This window comes from Mesorhizobium sp. CNPSo 4684 (assembly GCF_057784315.1).
On sequence record NZ_JBWLUX010000006.1, the window covers coordinates 117,365 to 137,513 of the forward strand.

General features: G+C 63.0%; 20 protein-coding genes. 8 read left to right on the forward strand and 12 right to left on the reverse strand.

The genetic code is table 11. The features are described from left to right. Entirely contained in the window at window positions 1-1,539 is a 1,539-nt protein-coding gene (gene hutH / locus AC04SG_RS07385; protein ID WP_488550486.1) for a histidine ammonia-lyase, read from the reverse strand. Next, on the reverse strand, window positions 1,536-2,765 hold the full coding sequence (gene hutI / locus AC04SG_RS07390; RefSeq protein WP_488550487.1) for an imidazolonepropionase: 1,230 nt from the start codon (window positions 2,763-2,765) through the stop codon (window positions 1,536-1,538). Before hutI ends, hutH begins: the two co-directional genes overlap by 4 nt. Before the next feature lie 97 nt (window positions 2,766-2,862). On the opposite strand from hutI, the gene AC04SG_RS07395 reads away from it, so the two are divergent. Together AC04SG_RS07395 and hutC are read left to right on the forward strand one after the other, a co-directional pair. Continuing rightward, window positions 2,863-4,215, forward strand: coding sequence for a formimidoylglutamate deiminase (locus AC04SG_RS07395; RefSeq protein WP_488550488.1), 1,353 nt, complete (start codon window positions 2,863-2,865; stop codon window positions 4,213-4,215). Continuing rightward, the gene (gene hutC / locus AC04SG_RS07400; RefSeq protein ID WP_488550489.1) at window positions 4,212-4,952 is read left to right on the forward strand and encodes a histidine utilization transcriptional repressor HutC; all 741 of its coding nucleotides are present in this window, start codon (window positions 4,212-4,214) and stop codon (window positions 4,950-4,952) included. Before AC04SG_RS07395 ends, hutC begins: the two co-directional genes overlap by 4 nt. Window positions 4,953-5,128: 176 nt before the next feature. On the opposite strand, the gene AC04SG_RS07405 is transcribed toward hutC, so the two are convergent. Next, the gene (locus AC04SG_RS07405; RefSeq protein WP_192252993.1) at window positions 5,129-5,473 is read right to left on the reverse strand and encodes a RidA family protein; all 345 of its coding nucleotides are present in this window, start codon (window positions 5,471-5,473) and stop codon (window positions 5,129-5,131) included. Window positions 5,474-5,708: 235 nt separating this feature from the next. Here AC04SG_RS07405 and zigA point away from each other — a divergent pair, with 235 nt between their 5' ends. Next, a complete protein-coding gene (gene zigA / locus AC04SG_RS07410) occupies window positions 5,709-6,920 on the forward strand; it encodes a zinc metallochaperone GTPase ZigA (protein ID WP_488550490.1) in 1,212 nt (403 codons plus the stop codon). A 119-nt stretch (window positions 6,921-7,039) separates the two neighbouring features. Then, a complete protein-coding gene (locus AC04SG_RS07415) occupies window positions 7,040-7,378 on the forward strand; it encodes a protein tyrosine phosphatase family protein (protein ID WP_352559434.1) in 339 nt (112 codons plus the stop codon). A 241-nt stretch (window positions 7,379-7,619) separates the two neighbouring features. Here the strand turns inward: AC04SG_RS07415 and AC04SG_RS07420 are convergent, their stop codons facing one another. Then, window positions 7,620-8,087 (reverse strand): Lrp/AsnC family transcriptional regulator, encoded by a 468-nt coding sequence (locus AC04SG_RS07420; protein WP_041163864.1) that lies wholly within the window; start codon window positions 8,085-8,087, stop codon window positions 7,620-7,622. Between the two features lie 139 nt (window positions 8,088-8,226). Between AC04SG_RS07420 and hppD the strand changes: the two genes are divergently transcribed. Then, a complete protein-coding gene (gene hppD / locus AC04SG_RS07425) occupies window positions 8,227-9,342 on the forward strand; it encodes a 4-hydroxyphenylpyruvate dioxygenase (protein WP_488550491.1) in 1,116 nt (371 codons plus the stop codon). A gap of 181 nt (window positions 9,343-9,523) precedes the next feature. Here the strand turns inward: hppD and AC04SG_RS07430 are convergent, their stop codons facing one another. The 5 genes from AC04SG_RS07430 to hmgA are packed head-to-tail and all read right to left on the reverse strand — an operon-like array spanning window position 9,524 to window position 13,588. After that, window positions 9,524-10,060, reverse strand: a complete 537-nt coding sequence (locus AC04SG_RS07430; RefSeq protein ID WP_488550492.1) for a DinB family protein — start codon at window positions 10,058-10,060, stop codon at window positions 9,524-9,526. Then, complete coding sequence (locus tag AC04SG_RS07435) at window positions 10,057-10,353, reverse strand: hypothetical protein (protein WP_488550493.1); 297 nt, start codon at window positions 10,351-10,353, stop codon at window positions 10,057-10,059. The genes AC04SG_RS07430 and AC04SG_RS07435 overlap by 4 nt, the downstream gene beginning before the upstream one ends. A gap of 13 nt (window positions 10,354-10,366) precedes the next feature. Beyond that, window positions 10,367-11,380, reverse strand: coding sequence for a fumarylacetoacetate hydrolase family protein (locus AC04SG_RS07440; RefSeq protein WP_488550494.1), 1,014 nt, complete (start codon window positions 11,378-11,380; stop codon window positions 10,367-10,369). Next, window positions 11,377-12,264, reverse strand: coding sequence for an MBL fold metallo-hydrolase (locus tag AC04SG_RS07445; RefSeq protein WP_488550495.1), 888 nt, complete (start codon window positions 12,262-12,264; stop codon window positions 11,377-11,379). Before AC04SG_RS07445 ends, AC04SG_RS07440 begins: the two co-directional genes overlap by 4 nt. A gap of 10 nt (window positions 12,265-12,274) precedes the next feature. Next, on the reverse strand, window positions 12,275-13,588 hold the full coding sequence (gene hmgA / locus AC04SG_RS07450; protein WP_488550496.1) for a homogentisate 1,2-dioxygenase: 1,314 nt from the start codon (window positions 13,586-13,588) through the stop codon (window positions 12,275-12,277). A 123-nt stretch (window positions 13,589-13,711) separates the two neighbouring features. Between hmgA and AC04SG_RS07455 the strand changes: the two genes are divergently transcribed. Further along, on the forward strand, window positions 13,712-14,155 hold the full coding sequence (locus AC04SG_RS07455; protein ID WP_488550562.1) for a MarR family winged helix-turn-helix transcriptional regulator: 444 nt from the start codon (window positions 13,712-13,714) through the stop codon (window positions 14,153-14,155). A gap of 207 nt (window positions 14,156-14,362) precedes the next feature. Here AC04SG_RS07455 and tdh read toward each other — a convergent pair whose 3' ends face one another. Together tdh and AC04SG_RS07465 are read right to left on the reverse strand one after the other, a co-directional pair. Continuing rightward, window positions 14,363-15,397: an L-threonine 3-dehydrogenase gene (gene tdh / locus AC04SG_RS07460; protein ID WP_183458247.1), complete on the reverse strand. Its 1,035-nt coding sequence runs from the start codon at window positions 15,395-15,397 to the stop codon at window positions 14,363-14,365. A gap of 45 nt (window positions 15,398-15,442) precedes the next feature. Continuing rightward, window positions 15,443-16,630, reverse strand: a complete 1,188-nt coding sequence (locus tag AC04SG_RS07465; RefSeq protein WP_488550497.1) for a glycine C-acetyltransferase — start codon at window positions 16,628-16,630, stop codon at window positions 15,443-15,445. A gap of 311 nt (window positions 16,631-16,941) precedes the next feature. Between AC04SG_RS07465 and AC04SG_RS07470 the strand changes: the two genes are divergently transcribed. Beyond that, the gene (locus AC04SG_RS07470; protein ID WP_488550498.1) at window positions 16,942-19,008 is read left to right on the forward strand and encodes a putative bifunctional diguanylate cyclase/phosphodiesterase; all 2,067 of its coding nucleotides are present in this window, start codon (window positions 16,942-16,944) and stop codon (window positions 19,006-19,008) included. Window positions 19,009-19,030: 22 nt separating this feature from the next. Here AC04SG_RS07470 and AC04SG_RS07475 read toward each other — a convergent pair whose 3' ends face one another. Continuing rightward, window positions 19,031-19,435 (reverse strand): MarR family winged helix-turn-helix transcriptional regulator, encoded by a 405-nt coding sequence (locus AC04SG_RS07475; protein WP_488550499.1) that lies wholly within the window; start codon window positions 19,433-19,435, stop codon window positions 19,031-19,033. A 203-nt stretch (window positions 19,436-19,638) separates the two neighbouring features. Between AC04SG_RS07475 and AC04SG_RS07480 the strand changes: the two genes are divergently transcribed. Then, on the forward strand, window positions 19,639-20,046 hold the full coding sequence (locus AC04SG_RS07480; protein ID WP_488550500.1) for a hypothetical protein: 408 nt from the start codon (window positions 19,639-19,641) through the stop codon (window positions 20,044-20,046). The last annotated feature ends 103 nt before the right edge of the window (window positions 20,047-20,149 follow it).

The following is a 20,149-nucleotide window of genomic DNA, read 5'->3' on the forward strand; positions in this document are numbered from 1 at the left end:
TCAGGCTCCCGAGATCGAAGGTAGTGTTACCGCGCCGGCAGCCTTGATGGTGGCGCCGCTGCGCACCATGGCGATGGCCTTTTCCATGTCCGGGTGGAAATGCCGGTCCGTGTCGAGATGCGGCACCTCGGAGCGGACCAGCTTGCGCACGGCTTCAAGGGCCGCGCTCGACGCCAACGGTGCATGGAAATCGCAGCCTTGCGCGGCGGCCAAAAGTTCGATGCCGATGACGGCCGTGGCATTCTCCACCATGCCGATCAGCCGGCGGGCGCCGTGCGCCGCCATCGAGACATGGTCTTCCTGGTTGGCCGAGGTCGGGATGGAATCGACGCTGGCCGGATAGGCCTTCTGCTTGTTCTCGGAAACCAGCGCTGCCGCCGTGACCTGCGGGATCATAAAGCCGGAGTTCAGGCCGGGCTTCGGCGTCAAAAACGCGGGCATGCCGGAGAGCGCCGGATCGACCAGCATGGCGATGCGGCGTTCCGACAGCGAGCCGATCTCGCAGACGGCGAGCGCGATCATGTCGGCGGCGAAAGCCACCGGCTCGGCGTGGAAATTGCCGCCGGAGAGCGCCGTATCGTCCTCGGCGAAGATCAGCGGATTGTCAGTGACGCCATTGGCTTCGGTGCCGAGCGTATCGGCAGCCTGACGCAACACGCTGAGAGCTGCACCCATCACCTGCGGCTGGCAGCGCAGGCAGTACGGGTCCTGCACGCGCTCGTCGCCAACGCGGTGCGATTCACGGATGGCGCTGCCGGTCATCAGATTGCGCAGCGCCGCAGCCGTCTCGATCTGGCCGGGGTGCTTTCTCAGGAGATGGATGCGCGGATCGAAGGGTGCGTCCGAACCCTTGGCGGCGTCGGTCGACAGCGCACCGGCGACCAGCGCCGACTGGTAAAGCACCTCGGCCTCGAACAAAGCGGCCAGCGCATAGGCGGTAGAGAATTGAGTGCCGTTGAGCAGTGCAAGACCCTCCTTGGCGCCGAGCGTCACCGGCTCCAGGCCGTGCGAGACGAAAGCAACCTTGGCCGGGAAGCGACCATGCGGAGTAAAGCATTCGCCGACGCCGATCATCACCGCCGTCATGTGCGACAGCGGCGCGAGATCGCCGGAGGCGCCGACCGAGCCTTGCGCCGGCACGACGGGGATGACGTCGTTGGCGAACATTGCTTCCAGCAATTCGATGGTTTGCGGCCGCACGCCGGAAGCGCCCTGCGCCAGGCTGGCGAGTTTTAGCGCCATCATCAGCCGGACCACCGCGACCGGCATCGGCTCGCCGACGCCGGCTGCATGCGACAGAACGATGTTGCGCTGCAGGGTTTCGAGGTCGGCGGCCGGAATACGGACGCTGGCCAGTTTGCCGAAGCCGGTGTTGATGCCATAGACCGGCTCACCCTTGGCGACAATGCGGGCGACTGCATCGGCGCTGGCCTTGATCTTCGGGCGACAGGCTGCGTCGAGCTTCGGCACGGCGCCACGGTATATCGCGCGCCAGTCAGCCAGCGTCGCATTGCCGGGCTTCAGGTTGAGTTCGGTCATTGTCCTCTCCAGATGCGGGCATGAAGCGGGTTGAAGCCCATGCGGTAGACGAGTTCGGCCGGGCGCTCGATGTTCCAGATCGCCAGGTCGGCGGATTTGCCTGCCTCGAGCGTGCCGGTCTGGCCGAGCAGTCCGAGCGCGCGGGCGGCCTCGCGGGTGATGCCGGCCAGGCATTCCTCGACGGTCAGGCCGAATAAGGTCGCAGCCATGTTCATGGTCAAGAGCAGCGAGGTCAGCGGCGAGGTGCCGGGATTGTTGTCGGTGGCGACGGCCATCTTGACGCCGTGCTGGCGAAACAGGCCGATCGGCGGCTTCTTGGTTTCGCGAATGAAATAGTAGGCGCCGGGCAGGATCGTCGCCACGGTGCCGGCTTTCGCCATCGCCACAGCACCGGCGTCGTCTGTATATTCGAGATGGTCGGCCGACAGCGCGCCATAGCGGGCGGCGAGTTCGGCGCCGTGAAGGTTGGACAGTTGGTCGGCATGGAGTTTGACCGGCAGGCCGAGTGCCCTGGCTTTGTCGAAGACGCGGGCGATCTGCTCCGGCAAAAAGGCGATGCCTTCGCAGAAACCGTCGACGGCGTCGGCCAGGCCTTCGGCGGCGATGGCCGGCAGGATTGTGTTGGCGACCAAATCGACAAACGCGTCCTTGTCGCCTTTGGCTTCCGGCGGCAACGCATGCGCGCCGAGGAAGGTGGTGCGAACCGTCACCGGCCGCTCCTTGTCGAGGCGCCGGGCCGCGCGCAGCGACTTCTGTTCATTTCCGAGATCGAGCCCGTAGCCCGACTTTACCTCCACCGTCGTGACGCCCTCTGCCATCAGCGCATCAAGGCGCGGCAGCGTCTGCGCAACCAACCCGTCTTCGCTGGCAGCGCGCAAGGATTTGACGGAGGAGACGATGCCGCCGCCGGCACGGGCGACCTCTTCATAGGTGGCGCCGGCCAACCGCATCTCGAACTCGTTGGCGCGGTTGCCGGCATGGACGAGATGAGTGTGGCAATCGATCAGGCCGGGGGTGATCCAGCGGCCTTCGCAGTTGGTGGCCTCGCTGCCCTGAGCCAGGGCTGACGGCATGTCTGCTTCCGGCCCGGCATAGACGATGACGCCGTCGCGGGCTGCGATCGCGCCCTTCTCGACGATACCCAGTCCGGCTTCGGCCATGGTCGCCAGGCGCGCATTGCGCCAAAGGTGAAGGTCCCCTGCCCGGCTTTTGTTCTGTGCCGCCATCATCTTTTTCCGTTTGATTGGATGGCGATTATGTATATACATATTGGAACGCACTGCAAGTGCTATTGTCATCGGAAATTCGGATTCGGAGAAAAACGTGACGGCGATCTTTGCGGAACAGGCGCTGCTGGCCGATGGCTGGCATGACAAGGTGCGGATCTCGCTGAGTGGCGGTCAGATCGCCAAGGTCGAGCCGGGCTCTTCGCCGTGGGCCGGCGACGAGCGGCACGCCATTGTTGTCCCAGGCATGCCGAACTTGCACAGCCACGCCTTCCAGCGCGGCATGGCAGGGCTGGCTGAACTGCGCGGCCCCTCCGCCGACAGTTTCTGGAGCTGGCGCGAGGTGATGTACCGCTTCGCGCTGTCGATGACGCCGGACCAGGTCGAGGCAGTTGCCGCACAGCTCTATGTCGAGATGCTGGAGGCCGGTTTTTCGCGCGTCGGCGAGTTCCACTATCTGCACCACGACCGCGACGGAAAGCCCTACGCCAACCTTGCCGAGATGGCCGAGCGCATTGCCGCCGCATCGGCTGAGACGGGCATAGGCCTGACGCTGCTGCCGGTATTCTACGCGCATTCGTCCTTCGGCGGTGCTGCGCCCAACGAAGGCCAGCGGCGATTCATCAACGATGTGAATCGCTTCGGTCGCTTGCTTGAGAAAAGCCGCGAATCCGTTCGCGCGTTGAATCAGGCTGTCGTCGGCGTTGCCCCGCACAGCCTGCGCGCCGCGACACCGGATGAACTCGTTGCAGTTGCGGCGATGGCGCCGGACGGGCCGATCCACATCCATGTCGCCGAGCAGGTGAAGGAGGTCGAGGACTGCCTCGCCTGGTCCGGCGCGCGGCCGGTCGAATGGCTGCTCGCCAATGCCGGCATCGACAAGCGTTGGTGCCTGATCCATGCCACCCACATGACCGAGACCGAGATCATCGGCATGGCGAAAAGCGGCGCCATTGCCGGCCTGTGCCCGATCACTGAGGCCAATCTCGGCGACGGCACTTTCGCCGCGCCGCTGTTCACCGAACAGGGCGGCCGCTTCGGCGTCGGCTCCGATTCCAATGTGCTGATCGGCCTGCCGGACGAATTGCGCCAGCTCGAATATTCGCAGCGCCTGGCGCATCGCGCCCGCAATGTTCTGGCGGTGGCCGGCGGCTCGACCGGGCGCGCTCTGTTCGACGCAGCCCTCGACGGCGGCAGCGTGGCGCTGGGCGCCGGTCCGTCGCGGATCGCCGCCGGCGGTCCGGCCGATTTCGTCTCGCTCGACCAGAACCATCCCTCGCTTGCCGGCAAGAGCGGCGATGCCATTCTCGATGCCTGGATTTTTGCCAATGGCAGCAAGGTCGATTGCGTCTGGGTGCATGGTAAAAAGCAGGTCAGCGGCGGCCGGCATGCCAGGCGCGAGGCAATCGCCGAGCGTTTTCGCCAAGTGATGATGGCGCTTTCGGCATGAGCATGATCGAGACAGCGGCGGTGGAAGGCGGCGGCTCGCTGCACCAGCGCATCCTGTCCGACATCAGCGAAAAGATTCTGTCCGGCGTCTGGGCGCCGGGCTTCCGCATCCCGTTCGAGCACGAACTGACGGCCGAATACAATTGCTCGCGCATGACGGTGAACAAGGCGCTGTCGCAACTGGCCAAGGCCGGGCTGATCGAGCGCCGCCGCCGTTCAGGCAGTTTTGTCCGCCAGCCGCAGTCGCAGGCGGCGGTGCTGGAAATCCATGACATAAGGATCGAGGTCGAGGCGCTCGGCCTGGCCTATCGCTACGAGCGCGTGACCCGGCAGAAAAGGCGCAGCAGCGCCGAGGATCGTGGCTTGCTGGAACTCGGCGCTGCCGGACGGGTGCTGGCGCTCGAATGCCGGCATTTCGCCGGCAAGCGGCCGTTCGCGCATGAACAGCGGCTGATCAATCTCGCCGCGGTCGCGGAAGCCGCTGAGGAAGAATTTCTCGACATCGCCCCCGGCCCCTGGCTGATCGGCCGCGTGCCATGGAGCGAGGCCGAGCACCGCATCCGCGCGGTAGGGGCGGACAGGCACATTGCCGAAGCCCTCGACATCGCAACCGGCGCGCCATGCCTGGTGGTCGAGCGCCGGACCTGGAGCGCGGAGTATCCAGTGACGCAGGTGAGGTTCACCTACCCCGCGGAGAGCCACACGCTGGTGGCAAGGTTTCGGCCTTCGCAGGGGTAGCGCTTTCTACCCTCCCCCTCGAGGGGAGGGTCGCGGAGCGAGTGCCGCACGGCGGCACTAGTGACGCGGGGTGGGGTCGGTGCAGCCTCGCCGACCCCACCCCGTCTCACAGTCTCCGCTTCGCTTTGACTGTTCGCCGACCCTCCCCTCGAGGGGGAGGGTAAAGCGCCTGCGCCTCAGATCGCAGCCGTAATAATAATCTCGACCGTGTATTCCGGCCCTGCGAGCTTGGCTTCGCCGGTGGCGCGGGCGGGCGTGTTGCCTTGCGGCACCCACTTGTCCCATTCCTTGTTCATCTCGGCAAAGGTGCCCATGTCGGCCAACCAGATGATCGCTTGCAGGATCTTGGTCTTGTCGGTGCCGGCCTTGGCCAGCAATTCGTCGATGGTGGCCAGGATCGACTTGGTCTGCTCGCCGACGCTGGCGCCGGGCGTCCCGACCTGACCGGCGAGGTAAACGGTGTTGCCGTGAATGACGATCTGGCTCATGCGCGGGCCAACATCGATGCGACGAATGCTCATGGGAGGTTCCTTCGTTGGTCGGTGGCGCCTGTTTAGTGGCGCTGCCGGCTTCGGGCAAGGCCGGCTGAACGAAACCGCTTGAGCCAACGCACGGCGAATTGAGCCCGTGCGGTTTCATTTCGGAGCTAATCTGTTGACGTCTGTAATAATATAACATACCAAATCGATCCCCTACCCCAGCCGCGCGGATCGCCGCACCATCCCACCCCTCCGCGCCGAACCTTCGGATACAGACATGCTGCAAACCTCCAAAACCAAACGCCTGCCCGTCACCGTGCTCTCCGGCTTCCTCGGTGCCGGCAAGACCACGCTTTTGAACCACATTTTGTCGAACCGCGAAGGCCGCCGCGTTGCCGTCATCGTCAACGACATGAGCGAAATCAACATCGATGCCGAGCTGGTGCGCGACGGCGCCGACCTGTCGCGTACCGATGAGCGACTGGTGGAAATGTCGAATGGCTGCATCTGCTGCACGCTGCGCGACGATCTGCTGAAAGAGGTTCGCGCGCTCGCTGAACAAGGCCGCTTCGACTATCTCCTGATCGAATCCACCGGGATTTCAGAGCCGCTGCCGGTCGCCGCGACCTTCGATTTTCGCGATGAGAATGGCGACAGCCTGTCCGACGTCGCCCGTCTCGACACGATGGTGACGGTGGTCGACGCGCTCAATCTGCTCAAGGATTATTCATCGTCCGATTTCCTCAAGCAGCGCGGCCAGTCGCTTGGCGAGCAGGACAGCCGGGCGCTGGTCGACCTTTTGGTCGAGCAGATCGAATTCGCCGACATCGTGGTGCTGAACAAGGTCGGCGTCGCCAACTCGCAGCAGTTGGATATGGCGCGGCTGATCGTGCGGGCGCTCAATCCCGATGCCGAGATCGTCGAAGCCGATTTCGGCAAGGTGCCGCTCGACAAGGTGCTCGCCACCGGGCGCTTTGATTTCGATAAGGCGCAACAGAACCCGCTCTGGTTCAAGGAGCTCAACGGTTTTCGCGACCATGTCCCGGAGACCGAGGAGTATGGCATCCGTTCCTTCGTCTACCGGGCGCGAAAGCCGTTCGAGCCAACGAAGTTCCAGGCGTTCATCGATCGCGCATGGCCGGGCGTGGTGCGCGCCAAGGGCTTTTTCTGGCTGGCGACCCGGCCGCATCACGTCGGTGAAATGAGCCATGCCGGCGCGCTGGTCAGGACCGAAAAGCGCGGTCTTTGGTGGGCCGCCGTGCCGCAGGAGCGGTGGCCCGACCATGCCGAATGGCGCGAAAGCATGCGACCCTATCTCGATCCGGTCTGGGGCGACCGGCGCCAGGAGATGGTGTTCATCGGCTGCGAACCGATGGATGAGCGGAAAATCCGCAGCGAACTGGACGATTGCCTGGTCGAGACGGAGGACTTCCGGCCCGAACTGTGGCGCGGACTGCCCGACCCGTTCCCGACCTGGACACATGGCTGAGGTGGATTTTGCCCGGGGGAATGGCTATTTGCGCAAAAGGATTTCCTGTTGCGCGGATTGCCGACCTCGCTCGAGAGTGGCAAGACTCTGCGCCAAACCAGATTGCGAGGATGAGAGCCATGGAATATCGCGAAATCAGCGAGGACTATTCGGTCTCGGGCCAGATCCAGCCCGAAGATGCCGCCGCCATCAAGGCCGCCGGCTTCAAGAGCGTGATCTGCAACCGGCCGGATGACGAGCAGCCCGGTCAGCCTTCGGCCGGCAGCGTCAAGGCGGCGGTCGAAGCCGCCGGGCTGGCCTTCCGCTACATCCCGGTGATCAGCGGCCAGATCACCGCCGAGAATGTCGAGGATCAGGCCGAGGCGCTAGACGCGCTCGAAGGGCCGGTGTTTGCTTATTGCCGATCTGGAGCGCGGTGCACGAATTTGTATGGGCTTATTCAGCAGTCGAAGGGGTGAAGGGTTAGCGCGATTGCCAAGGCCACTTCCACAAGTTGGCGACCCTTCGCGCCCCCTCTGTCCTGCCGGACATCTCCCCCACAGGTGGGGAGATTAGCGCTTCGCCGGTGACGCCTTTCCTGCAACGCTAGCGATTGGCGAAAGCCCGCGCGACATCTGATCTCCCCCCCTCGTGGAGGAGATGTCCGGCAGAACAGAGGGGGCGCTGTCCCGCCGGCTCATCCGATAGGATCCAGGAAAACTAAATCGGTAGCGCGCCGGTCTCCTTCAGCGTCTCCAGCACGATCGCCGTCTTCACATGCTGCACGGATTCGTGCGGCAGGAGCACGCCGTTGACGAACTCCGACAGTGATTTGAGATCGGGCGTCACCACCTTCAAGATATAATCCATCTCGCCGGTCAGCGCATGCGCTTCCTGCACTTCCGGCAGCCGTGCCACGAGTTCGCCGAAGCGCCTGGCATTGTCGCGGTTGTGGGTGGCCAAGGTCACCGAGATGACGTTGACCAGCGAGAAGCCGAGCTTGTCGCGGTCGAGCACGGCGCGATAGCCCTTGATATAGCCGTCTTCCTCCAACCGCTGGCGGCGGCGCGAGCATTGCGACGCCGACAGGTTCACGCGTTCCGAGAGGTCGTTGTTGGTGAGCCGCGCGTCGCCCTGCAAAAGAGCCATTATCTTGCGGTCGAATTGATCGATGCGCGCATCATCCATGGATTTATCTCCAATCATGCATGAATTACGCATGACCTGAGCATTTCAAGCGTTTGAATGCAAGCACCGTGCGGCCGCTCCGCGCTATGATGCGTCATCTCGTGGCCCGATGCGGCCACCATCCGTTTGGAGGAATGCCATGGGTCCCTTCCCGCACGACGCCCCGCCCGCAAAAATCAGCAAGGAAAACCCGGCCGGCACCGACGGTTTCGAGTTCGTCGAGTTCGCGCATGCGGAGCCGCAGAAGCTCGCCGAACTGTTCACCCGCATGGGCTATGTCGCGGTGGCCAAGCACCGCACGAAGGACATCACCGTCTGGCGCCAGGGCGACATCAACTATGTCGTCAATGCCGAGCCGGGCTCGCATGCGATGAGGTTCGTCGACAAGCACGGTCCGTGCGCGGCTTCGATGGCCTGGCGTGTTGTCGATGCCAAGCACGCCTTCGACCATGCCGTGTCGAAAGGCGCCACGCCTTACGAAGGCGACGACAAGGCGCTCGACGTGCCGGCCATTGTCGGTATCGGCGGCTCGCTGCTCTACTTCATCGACGCCTACGGCAAGAAGGGCTCGGCCTATGACGCCGAGTTCGAGTGGCTGGGCGAACGCGACCCGCGGCCGCAAGGCGTCGGCTTCTATTTCCTCGACCACCTCACCCACAATGTCTATCGCGGCCAGATGGACAAATGGTGGGATTTTTACCGCGAGCTGTTCGGCTTCAAGCAGATCCATTTCTTTGACATTGATGGCAAGATCACCGGCCTGGTCAGCCGCGCCATTACCTCGCCCTGCGGCAAGATCCGCATTCCTTTGAACGAATCCAAGGACGAGACCAGCCAGATCGCCGAGTATCTGAGGAAGTACAATGGCGAAGGCATCCAGCACATCGCCGTCGGCACCGATGAAATCTACGCTGCCACGGACAAACTGGCGGCCAACGGTCTGAAATTCATGCCCGGCCCGCCGGAGACCTATTACGACATGTCGTATGACCGCGTGAACGGCCATGACGAGCCGATCGATCGGATGAAGAAGCACGGCATCCTGATCGATGGCGAAGGCGTGGTCGACGGCGGCACGACCAAGATCCTGCTGCAGATTTTCTCCAAAACCGTGATCGGGCCGATCTTCTTCGAATTCATCCAGAGGAAGGGCGACGAAGGCTTTGGCGAAGGCAATTTCCGCGCGCTGTTCGAATCGATCGAGCAGGACCAGATCAAGCGCGGGGTGATCAAGGTGGACGGCAAGGCGGCGTAACGCCCCTAATTACCAACGTCGCGCTGCCCCTCACCTGCCTGCCGGCATCGATGATTTCGCTAATCTCCAGCGTCGCAAGAAGGGCGCCGAGGCTGCAGTCAGCCCTTTCTCCCCGTCACTATACGGGGAGAAATGCCCGGCAGGGCAATGAGGGGCGGCGCCAACATCGGGGATTGGTCGATCACAACCCCAACTTCTCGACCTCTTCCTTCCTCACCTTCAAATCATAATCGAGCAGGAACTCATCGAGCTGCGGCGGCGCGACCGACGTGCCGGACAGCATCGCATGCACCTGGCCGCGATGGTGGATGTCGTGCAGGAAGACATGGGCTAGGATATCGCCGATCTTTTCGGGGATCATACCGTCCTCGCGCCGGTCGGTGATGACGCGGCGGTCGAGATCGGCCTCCGACAGCTTGCCGCAAAAGGCGATTAGCCGCCGGTCGGCCGCGGTCTGGGCGGAAAACAGTGCCTGCGGTTCATCGAACGGCACGTAGTCGTCATGGGCGACGGCGCCGACGCCGCCCTCTTCCAGGAAATCGAGATAGAGATGATCTACCGCAAGGATGTGGTTGAGCGTCGCCTTGATCGACGGAAAGAAGCTGGTGCGTTCGGCTTCGAATTCGCCGGGCTTGAGCTGCAGCACGGCGCGGTAGAGCCGGTCGTTCGACCAGAGATTGTTGCCGGCCATGCGGCGCAGATGATCGAGCAGGGTCACGAGTTCATTCGTCTGACCAGGCCAATGCCTGCCGCCATGACCGCGAAGCCAGCGACAACGATCAGCAACAGCCGGTTCATGCGCCGGCGCATGGCCTGCGTTTCCTCGTCACGCGCCACATTGGTGTTGGTGATGGTGTGGAACATCATCGCCTTGCGCGGGTAGCCGCTGCGGTTGGTCAGATCGGGCGAGCGCGCCTCGATGCGGTAGCTCAACCGAATCGCCTGGATGAACACCGCCAGAATGCCAAGCGCCCAGACGCCGCACAGCAGATAGAACGCCTCGCCCGTCATTGCATTGCCCCTGTTATGCCTGGTATTTCTCGACCTTCTGCTCGATGGCGCCGAAGATTGAATGGCCGGTCTTGTCCTTCATCTCGATACGCACCGTGTCGCCGAAGCGCAGGAATGACGTCTTGGGTTCGCCCGACTCAATGGTCTCGATCATGCGCAGTTCGGCGATGCAGGAATAGCCGGCGCCGCCTGCCGACACCGGCCTGCCCGGCCCGCCGTCCAGCTTGTTGGAGACGGTGCCCGAGCCGATGATGGTGCCGGCAACCAGTGGCCGTGTTTTCGCGGCATGAGCGATCAAAGCCGGGAAATCGAAGGTCATGTCGACGCCGGCATTGGCGCGGCCGAACGGCTTGCCGTTGAGATCGGCGAGCAGCGGCAGGCTGACCTTGCCGCCATCCCAGGCGTCGCCGAGCTCGTCCGGCGTTACCGCGACCGGCGAAAATGCCGAGGACGGCTTTGACTGGAAGAAGCCGAAACCCTTGGCGAGTTCGGGCCCGGTTAGCGCACGCAGCGTCACATCGTTGACCAGCATGGCCAGCCGGATCGCGGCGCGCGCCTGGTCGAGATTGGCACCCATCGGCACGTCGTCGACGATGACGGCGATCTCCGCCTCCATGTCGATGCCGAAGGCTTCGTCGGCCATGCGGATCGGCTCGCGCGGCGCGATAAAGGAATCCGAACCGCCCTGGTAGATCAGCGGATCGGTCCAGAAGCTTGCCGGCATATCGGCGCCGCGCGCTTTGCGCACCAGCTCGACATGGTTCACATAGGCAGACCCGTCGGCCCATTGATAGGCGCGTGGCAGCGGTGAATGCGCGTCATGCTCATGAAAGCGTGCCGACGGCACCGCATTGTTTTCCAGCGATTCCGCGATGGTCGCCAGATGCGGCGAAATCCGCTGCCAGTCGTCGAGTGCCGCCTGCAGCGTGCGCGCCAGGAACGAGGCGTCGGTGAAGCGCGTCAGGTCGCGCGAGACGACGACGAGTTTTCCGTCGCGCGTCCCGTCCTTCAATGTGGCAAGCTTCATGCGGTTTCCTCTCCTGATGCGGCTTTGGCGCCGTCTACGTTCACAACAAGGCCGTCGCGGGCAATCGTCAAGTCACCCACCCACGATTTCCTGACAGCGGCCTCCCAATCGGCCTCGCCGATCGCGGGATCGTCGGCTGGAATGAGGTGGTTGAGCACCAGCCTCTTCACGCCGGCATCGCTGGCGATGCGCCCGGCCTCCTCGGCAAAGGAGTGGCTGGCAAGCAGATGCTCTCTCAGCCGCGCGCCATTGCCGGTCTTGGCGACCAGACGCTCGATGCCTTCCTCAAGCATCGCTTCATGGACAAGGATGTCGGCATTTTTGGCGAAGCCGGCGAGCGGCGGAAAGAAGGCTGTGTCGGCCGAGAAGACGACACTTTTGCCCGCACTCTCGAAACGCAGCGCAAAACAGTCGGTCACCGGCGGATGGTCGACGCGCAGCGCCGAGACCTTGAGGCCGCGCTGTTCGAAAATGTCGCCTTCACCGAACTCGGCGATCGAAACCAGTTCACGAATGTCCGGTCGGCCTTCGTCGACGATGCGGATTTCGATGTCGAACTCCATCGCCTGGCAGAAACGACGCCAGTAATGGCCGGTGCCGGGCGGCCCGAACAGTGTCACCGGACTGGCCAGACCGGCCGTCCAGGCTGTGTGCAGCAACGGCCCCAGTTCCAGCACATGGTCGGAATGCAGATGGGTGATGAAGATCAGGTCGAGCGTCTTCAGGCTGACGCCGGCATCGACCAGGCCACGCGTGACGCCTAGCCCGCAATCGACGACAATGGTTCGCCCGGCGAGTTCCAGCAGCGATGAACTCGGCCATGGCCCACCCGGCCGCAGCGCCGGGCCGCCCTTGGAACCGAGGAGCACTAGCCGGTCGCTCATAGCGCGAGCCTCAAGACCAGTCGCCCTCGACCGTGCCGTTGAAACGCTTCTTCAGATCGGACCAGCAGTCGATGTAATTGTCCTGTCTTGTTTCCAGCTCGGCCCCGTAGCGGGTCAGCATCTGCGGGAATCGGGTCTCGAACATGAACGCCATGGTGTTGTCGAGCTTGACCGGTTTCAGTTCGACACGCGAGGCCTTTTCGAAGCCAGGCGCGTCCGGGCCGTGGGCCAGCATCAGATTGTGCAGGCTGATGCCGCCGGGCACGAAACCTTCCTCCTTGGCGTCGTACTGGCCGTGGATCAGGCCCATGAACTCGCTCATAATGTTGCGGTGATACCAGGGCGGCCGGAACGTGTCCTCCGCCACCAGCCAGCGCGGCGGGAAGATGACGAAGTCGATATTGGCGGTGCCCTCCTCGCCGCTCGGCGCCGTCAGCACGGTGAAGATCGACGGATCCGGATGGTCGAACAGGATGGCGCCGACCGGAGAAAACGTCGCCAGATCATATTTATAGGGCGCATAATTGCCGTGCCAGGCGACAACGTCGAGCGGCGAATGGCCGATCTCGGTGACATGGAAATTGCCGCACCATTTCACCGTCAGCCGGCACGGCGTCTCCTTCTCCTCGAACCAGGCGCAGGGCGTCTTGAAATCGCGCGGATTTGCTAGGCAATTGGCGCCGATCGGGCCACGGTCGGGCATGGTGAGCTTGGCGCCATAGTTCTCGCAAACATAGCCGCGCACTTCGGCGTCGACCAGTTCGACCTTGAACACCAGCCCGCGCGGCAGCACGGCGATCTCGCCGGGCCGAAGCTCGATGACGCCCATCTCTGTGACGAAGCGCAAGGCGCCAACCTGGGGCACGACCAGCAATTCACCGTCGGCGTTGAAGAAATGGTCGTCGACCATCGAACGGTTGGCGACATAGACGTGAGCCGCCATGCCGCTCTGCCCCAGCACGTCGCCGGCCGTGGTGATGGTGCGCATGCCGGCGATGAAATCGGTCGGCTCCTTCGGCATCGGCACCGGGTTCCAGCGGTACTGGCCAAGCGCCAGTTCGTGGTCGCCGACATTGGGAGCGGTCTTCCACAGGGGATAGCTGGCCGCCTTGAAACGCCCGGTGTGCTTGACGCTCGGCCGGATGCGGTAGAGCCAGGAGCGTTCATTGGTGCCACGCGGCGCGGTGAAGGGCGAGCCGGAAAGCTGTTCGGCGTAGAGCCCGTAAGCCGGTCGCTGTGGGGAATTGCGCCCCTGCGGCAGCGAGCCGGGCAAGGTTTCGGTCTCAAAATCATTGCCGAAGCCCGGCATGTAGGAAAAGGCCATCCGATCCTCCCTGATCCCGGCCTCGCGAAACGCTGCTTGCCGGCACTGTTGACCAAACTGGTTTCATTTGTAACCATTGAAAATGTAACTATCAACGGCAAACGCCGCTTCCACGGTGCGCAGATGGAACCTGAAGTCTTAGAGCTGGAAAGCTTCCTGCCCTATCGGCTCTACCGACTTGCCGATGCCGTCAGCCGCGAATTTTCAAAAATCTACCGCGACCGTCACGGCCTGACGCGGCCGGAATGGCGCACGCTTTCAGGGCTTGGACAGCGCGGCACGATGACGGCGACAGCGCTCGGCGAACAATCGGCCATGCACAAGACCAAGGTTTCGCGCGCGGTGGCCGAGCTTGAGCGGCGGCGCTGGCTGACACGCACACCGAACGAGAATGATCGACGCGTGGAGCATTTGGCGCTGACCAAGGCCGGGCTTGCCGCCTATCGTGAGATGGTGCCGCTGGCGAAGGCGTTTGAGCAGGAGTTGCTGGAGAGGCTGAGTGCGGAAGAGCGGTCGGCGATTGTTACAAGCGTCGCGGCGCTGGAGGGTGCGTTGAAAGGAAATTGAGCCGATAGGCTGACGGACAGCGCCCCCCTCTGTCCTGCCGGACATCTCCCCCACTTGGGGGGAGATTAGCGGTTCCAGCGCACCGCTCGTCCTGCACCGTTGGCGATTGGCGAAAGCCCGCGTGACATCTGATCTCCCCCCTCGTGGGGGAGATGTCCGGCAGGACAGAGGGGGGCGCGAAGGAACTCTACGTCTCTATCGACGTGTTCACCAATCCATCACCACCTTGCCCGAACTGCCGCTCCTCATCGCATCGAACCCGGTCTGAAAATCGTCGATGCCGATGCGGTGCGTGATCAGACCCGACACGTCCAACGGGCCCTGCACCAAGGCGATCATCTTGTACCAGGTCTCGAACATCTCGCGGCCGTAGATGCCCTTGAGGTGCAGCATCTTGAAGATGACCTTGTTCCAGTCGATCTCGAAACCGGTCGGCGCGATGCCCAGAATGGCGATCTTGCCGCCATTGTTCATGGTGTCGATCATGTCGCGGAAGGCGGGCGCGGCGCCCGACATTTCGAGGCCGACGTCAAACCCCTCGGTCATGCCGAGCGCGGGCATGACATCCCTAAGCTTTTCCTTCGAGGCGTCGACGACATGCTGGACGCCGAGTTTTTTGGCCAGCGCAAGCCGCACCGGATTGATGTCGGTGATGACGACTTTTCTGGCACCGACGCATTGCGCCACCAGCGCGCCCATGATGCCGATCGGCCCGGCGCCGGTGACCAGCACGTCCTCGCCGACCAGATCGAAGGACAGAGCGGTATGCACGGCATTGCCCAGTGGATCGAAGATGGCGGCGATCTCGTCGGGCACATCGTCGGGGATGGGCACGACATTGTGCTGCGGGATCGCGAGATATTCGCCGAAGGCGCCGGGACGGTTGACGCCGACGCCGAGCGTGTTGCGGCAGAGATGCCCTCGCCCAGCGCGGCAGTTGCGGCAATGGCCGCAGACGATGTGGCCTTCACCGGAGACGCGCTGGCCGACCTTGTATTCGGTGACTGCGGCGCCGAAATCGGCAACCGTGCCGACAAACTCATGGCCGGTCACCATCGGCACCGGCACGGTCTTCTGCGCCCACTGGTCCCAATTGTAGATGTGCACGTCGGTGCCGCAGATCGCGGTCTTCTTGATCTTGATCAGCACATCGTTGGGGCCGATCTCCGGCACCGGCACCTCTTCCATCCAGATGCCCGGCTCGGCCTTGGCCTTCACCAGCGCCTTCATCATGTTCGACATTCTTTTGTCCCTTGAATCCTTTGATCCGGAATCGCTTTTGGCGGCTCAGGAAATGACGCCCAGTTCCCGGCCGACCGCCGCGAATGCCGCCACGGCGCGGTCGATATCAGCGCTGGAATGCGCCGCCGACATTTGCGTGCGGATGCGCGCCTGGCCTTTCGGCACCACCGGGAAGGAAAAGCCGATGACATAGATGCCGCGCTTCAGCATGCGCTGTGCCATCTCCTGCGCCAGGCTGGCATCGCCCAGCATCACCGGGATGATAGGATGATCAGCACCGGCAAGCGTGAAGCCGAGCTTGCCCATTTCGGACCTGAACCGCGCCGCATTGGCATATAGGCGCTCGCGCAAGGCATCGCCATTGCGGATCAGCTCGAACACCTTGATCGAAGCGCCGGCGATCGCCGGCATCAGCGTGTTGGAAAAGAGATAGGGCCGCGAGCGCTGGCGCAGCCAGTCGACCACCTGGCTTTTGCCGGAGGTGTAGCCACCGGAGGCACCACCGAGCGCCTTGCCGAGCGTGCCGGTGATGATGTCCACCCTGCCCTCGACGCCGCAATGTTCGGCCGAGCCGCGGCCGTTCTTGCCGACGAAGCCGACGGCATGGCTGTCGTCGACCATCACCATGGCGTCGTATTTTTCCGCGAGATCGCAGACGCCTTTCAGATTGGCGATGATGCCGTCCATGGAAAACACGCCGTCGGTGGCGATCAGCCGGAAGCGGCAGTCCTTCGCTTCCTTCAGCCGCGCTTCGAGGTCGGCCATGTCGTTGTTGGCGTAGCGGAAGCGCTTTGCCTTCGACAGCCGCACACCGTCGATGATCGAGGCATGGTTGAGCGCATCGGAGATGATCGCATCCTCCTCGCCGAGCAGCGTTTCGAACAGGCCGCCATTGGCGTCGAAGCACGAGCCGTAAAGGATGGTGTCGTCCAGGCCGAGGAAGGAAGAAATCGTCGCCTCAAGCTGCTTGTGCTCTTCCTGCGTGCCGCAGATAAAGCGCACCGAAGCCATGCCGTAGCCGTAGCGGTCGAGCGCGCCTTTGGCTGCCGTGCGCAATTCGGCGCTGTCGGCGAGGCCGAGATAGTTGTTGGCGCAGAAGTTCAGCACCTTGTCGCCGCCGACCTCGATCTCGGCCGACTGCGTCGAGGTGATCACCCGCTCGGATTTGTAGAGCCCGGCCGATTTCAACCCTTGCAGTTCATTGTCGATATGGGAGAGGAATGCCGCGCTCATGATCAGGTCCTATTGAGATTGGCGGCGACTGTCGCGCCCCCTGAATGAAAAATCCACCGTAAATGCGACCGCTTCGGTGGCGCGGCAAGCTCAACTTTGGCGCGATCCGATCGCAAAACCAGCATGTTGGAGTAGCAGCTGTGCAAATATGGCCATGCCGCGAAAGAACATGATAACCATTTCGGCAGCTTTCATTGACTGCTGAAGCAACAATTCCGCCGGCTTCGAGACCTGTTAACCCTTTCAAGCCAATGGTCTTCTCGCCATGAATCCGTGGCGGAAATCCGTTCGACCGAGGGGTCACCTAGAATATGTCGCAGCAGCCGGCGCAAACCGTCTCGGGCAAACTCATCCTGCTGATCAAGACCGGCTACTGGCTGGCGCTGTTGATCATCGCGGCCATGGTGATGGCCTCCTTCATCCTGCTGCAGCAGATGATGGCGGCCCAGCAGCACAACCACACTCTGCTCGATATCGTCAGCACCCAGAAGGCGCTGTCGCAGCGCATCGTCTTCCTGGCAAGTGCAACCGGCTCCGCCTCGCGCGACAAGCAGCCGGCCCTGGTTTCTGCGCTGAAGCAGGCGACCACCGAGTTCGAGACAAATTACGATCTGCTGCTCGAGCAGACCGGGGCCGATCCCAAGTCGCCGGTACGGTCCGATCCGAAATCGATCGAAAACGTGCTGTTCGCCAAGCCGTTCCACCTCGACTATTTCTCGGTCGGACTTATCGCCAATGGCGAAAGGCTGATCTCGTCCTTTGAGTCCCAGCTCTCCGGCAAGGCCGCCTACAAGGGTGGCGGCGAGCGCGTCAATCTCGACGCCTCCGTCGCCAACGCGACGCTGTCGGGCTATGCCGCCCTTGGCCAGCGTATCAGCGCCTTCGCCGACGAGCGGTCGGAAAAGCTCCTCGATCTCCACCGCACCTTGTTCTACGCCACCATCGGCGTCATCGTGCTGGTCGCGCTTTTCATCTTCCGGCCGATGTCAAAGGCGATCCTGCGCAAGACGCATGAGCTTATTGACGCCCGCAATTCGATGGCCTTCATCGCCGTGCATGACGGGCTGACCGGCCTGCACAACCGCACCTTCCTGACCGATCACTTCGAAACGCTGATCAAGGGCGCGCATCGCCGGCGTGAAAGGCTGGCGGTGATCCAGCTCGATCTCGACCGGTTCAAGCAGATCAACGACACGCTCGGCCACGCCGCCGGCGACTATGTGCTGGTGGTCACCGCGCAACGCATGCGCGATTCCTGCCGCGCCTCGGATCTGTGCGCGCGTCTTGGCGGCGACGAATTCGTGATGATCCTCAATGGCGCCGGCGGCACTGAGGACATCAACATGTTGGCCAGGCGCATCCTCGAACAGATCAACGAGCCGATCATGTTCCAGGGCACGACCATCCTTCCGGGCGCCAGCGCCGGCATTGCCGTCTATCCCATCGACGCCGACAATGCGGCGGATCTGCTCGTCCACGCCGATCTCGCGCTCTACTCGGCCAAGAAGCTCGGCGGCGGCAGCTTTTCGTTCTTCTCCGAGGAACTCAGGCGCGAGCTCGACTACCGCAAGCAGCTCGAGCACGACATCAGGGTCGCCATCTCTGAGAATGCTTTCCAGGTCTATTTCCAGCCGCAGGTGTCGCTGACCAATGGCGCCATCAGCGGCATCGAGGCGCTGGTGCGCTGGAAACATGCCGAGCGCGGCATGATCTCGCCAGCCGAGTTCATTCCCATCGCCGAAAAATGCGGCTTCATGCCCGAGATCGGCCGCATCGTCTTTGCCAAGGCGATTGAACAAGCAGCCGAATGGGACCGCGCGGGCATTGCGTTCGGGCGGCTTGCCGTCAACGTGTCGGGCACTGAACTGCGCGAACCCGACTTCGACCGCTTCCTGTTCGCGACGCTGGAGAAGGCTGGGCTGTCGCCCGACAAACTGTCGCTGGAGATCGTCGAATCCGTCATTCTCGACGACGAGAAGACCGGCATCGCGGCCAAGCTGCGCCACATCCGAGCCGCCGGCGTTCATCTCGAACTCGACGATTTCGGCACCGGCTATGCCTCGCTCAGCCATGTCAACCCGAACGAGATCGACCGGTTGAAGATCGATCGCCGCTTCGTCCAGAACATCAACGAGAATGGCGACAACACCAAGATCGTGCGCGCCATCACCGAGCTTGCGCGCGGCCTCGGCATCTCGATCGTCGCCGAGGGTGCGGAAACCGAGGCCGAACTCGATTCGCTGATGGCGATCGGCTGCGACCAGGTGCAGGGCTATTCCATCGCCTTCCCGATGCCGCAGGACAAGGCACGCGAATGGCTGCTGGCGCGCAGCCCGAAGAAAGCCAAGCTGAAGGTGCTGCAGGGCAATTTAGCCTAGACTATTGCCACACCGGTGCCGGTCATTTGGCCGGCGCGGCATTGGCCCGCAACACCGCCAGCACCTCGGCGAACTCCGCCAGCCGGTCGTCCGGCAATCCGGTGCGCAGCCGCTTGTCGAAGATGAGAGCCGCCGCGCGCAGTTTCACGAACATTGCCTCGCCTGCTACGGTCAGCTCGACCAGATGAACCCGGCGGTTGTCGGGATCGCGGCGGCGCGTCAGCAGGCCTTGCGCCTCCATGGTGTTGAGATGGTGGGTGAGCGTGGCGCCCTGGATGCCGATCATGCCGGCAAGCTCGCGCTGATTGGCGAGCTCGCTCGACTTGACCGAAAGCAGGGTCAGCCACACCGGCAGCGTGCCGCCGGCCTCGACCAAAGCGGCGTCAAAAGCCTGCGCTACCAGCTTGGATGTACGCGCGAGATTCATGCCGACGGGCGGGCGGTCAAAGGGAGTCATGAGCCGACAGTAGAACAAGGGACCGAGCGAGGGAACGCAGCATTATTCATTGACATCGAATCATTCGATGTCTAACTATATCACCTGTCGTTGCTAACGTTATCCGCGTTGCCTTGAGCCGGACCGAGGGCCAGTTTTGGCGACGTTCATTGGCGATGGGGCAAGGAGGAACCATGCAATATGTCTACATCTTCGTTATGGGCCTTCACGTCATGGCCGGCGTGTTCTGGGCCGGCACCACCATCACGCTTGCCCGCGATCCCGAAATCAAGGCCGAGCGTTTCATCCAGCCGCAACTGGGCTCGGCGGGCGTGGTGTTCCTGACCGGCGCGCTGCTCTGGTATTTCTTCCATGGCGCCTATTTCGGCTCGATGGAAATGGTGCTGGCGCTGGGCATCCTGGCCGCCTTTGCCGCAGCCGGCGTTCTCAGCGTCGTGGTTCGCAAGACCAGCCGGCAGCTTGCGGGCGCGGACGCCGCAACGGAGAGGGCTTTGCGCACCAAAATGGCTGGTGGCGAGCGCATCGCCGCATGGCTGCTGGTGCTCACCGTACTTTGCATGGCGACCGCCAGGATGATTTGAGCCTTGCCGCGCCACGTCAGCTTGAAGCTTTCCGCATCGCACGTCGCTTGGCTCCAGGCCGGCGACGTGCGCGGCGCGCAGATCGAACCGATGTGCAAGGTGG

Coding starts and splice junctions, on each gene's coding strand:
- hutI (WP_488550487.1), bottom strand. CDS start 2,765: ATGGCGGCACAGAACAAAAGCCGGGCAGGGGACCTTCACCTTTGGCGC.
- AC04SG_RS07405 (WP_192252993.1), bottom strand. CDS start 5,473: ATGAGCATTCGTCGCATCGATGTTGGCCCGCGCATGAGCCAGATCGTC.
- hppD (WP_488550491.1), top strand. CDS start 8,227: ATGGGTCCCTTCCCGCACGACGCCCCGCCCGCAAAAATCAGCAAGGAA.
- AC04SG_RS07465 (WP_488550497.1), bottom strand. CDS start 16,630: ATGAGCGCGGCATTCCTCTCCCATATCGACAATGAACTGCAAGGGTTG.
- tdh (WP_183458247.1), bottom strand. CDS start 15,397: ATGTCGAACATGATGAAGGCGCTGGTGAAGGCCAAGGCCGAGCCGGGC.
- AC04SG_RS07415 (WP_352559434.1), top strand. CDS start 7,040: ATGGAATATCGCGAAATCAGCGAGGACTATTCGGTCTCGGGCCAGATC.
- AC04SG_RS07480 (WP_488550500.1), top strand. CDS start 19,639: ATGCAATATGTCTACATCTTCGTTATGGGCCTTCACGTCATGGCCGGC.
- AC04SG_RS07420 (WP_041163864.1), bottom strand. CDS start 8,087: ATGGATGATGCGCGCATCGATCAATTCGACCGCAAGATAATGGCTCTT.
- AC04SG_RS07475 (WP_488550499.1), bottom strand. CDS start 19,435: ATGAATCTCGCGCGTACATCCAAGCTGGTAGCGCAGGCTTTTGACGCC.
- AC04SG_RS07445 (WP_488550495.1), bottom strand. CDS start 12,264: ATGAGCGACCGGCTAGTGCTCCTCGGTTCCAAGGGCGGCCCGGCGCTG.
- AC04SG_RS07440 (WP_488550494.1), bottom strand. CDS start 11,380: ATGAAGCTTGCCACATTGAAGGACGGGACGCGCGACGGAAAACTCGTC.
- AC04SG_RS07455 (WP_488550562.1), top strand. CDS start 13,712: ATGGAACCTGAAGTCTTAGAGCTGGAAAGCTTCCTGCCCTATCGGCTC.
- AC04SG_RS07435 (WP_488550493.1), bottom strand. CDS start 10,353: ATGACGGGCGAGGCGTTCTATCTGCTGTGCGGCGTCTGGGCGCTTGGC.
- hutH (WP_488550486.1), bottom strand. CDS start 1,539: ATGACCGAACTCAACCTGAAGCCCGGCAATGCGACGCTGGCTGACTGG.
- hmgA (WP_488550496.1), bottom strand. CDS start 13,588: ATGGCCTTTTCCTACATGCCGGGCTTCGGCAATGATTTTGAGACCGAA.
- hutC (WP_488550489.1), top strand. CDS start 4,212: ATGAGCATGATCGAGACAGCGGCGGTGGAAGGCGGCGGCTCGCTGCAC.
- zigA (WP_488550490.1), top strand. CDS start 5,709: ATGCTGCAAACCTCCAAAACCAAACGCCTGCCCGTCACCGTGCTCTCC.
- AC04SG_RS07470 (WP_488550498.1), top strand. CDS start 16,942: ATGTCGCAGCAGCCGGCGCAAACCGTCTCGGGCAAACTCATCCTGCTG.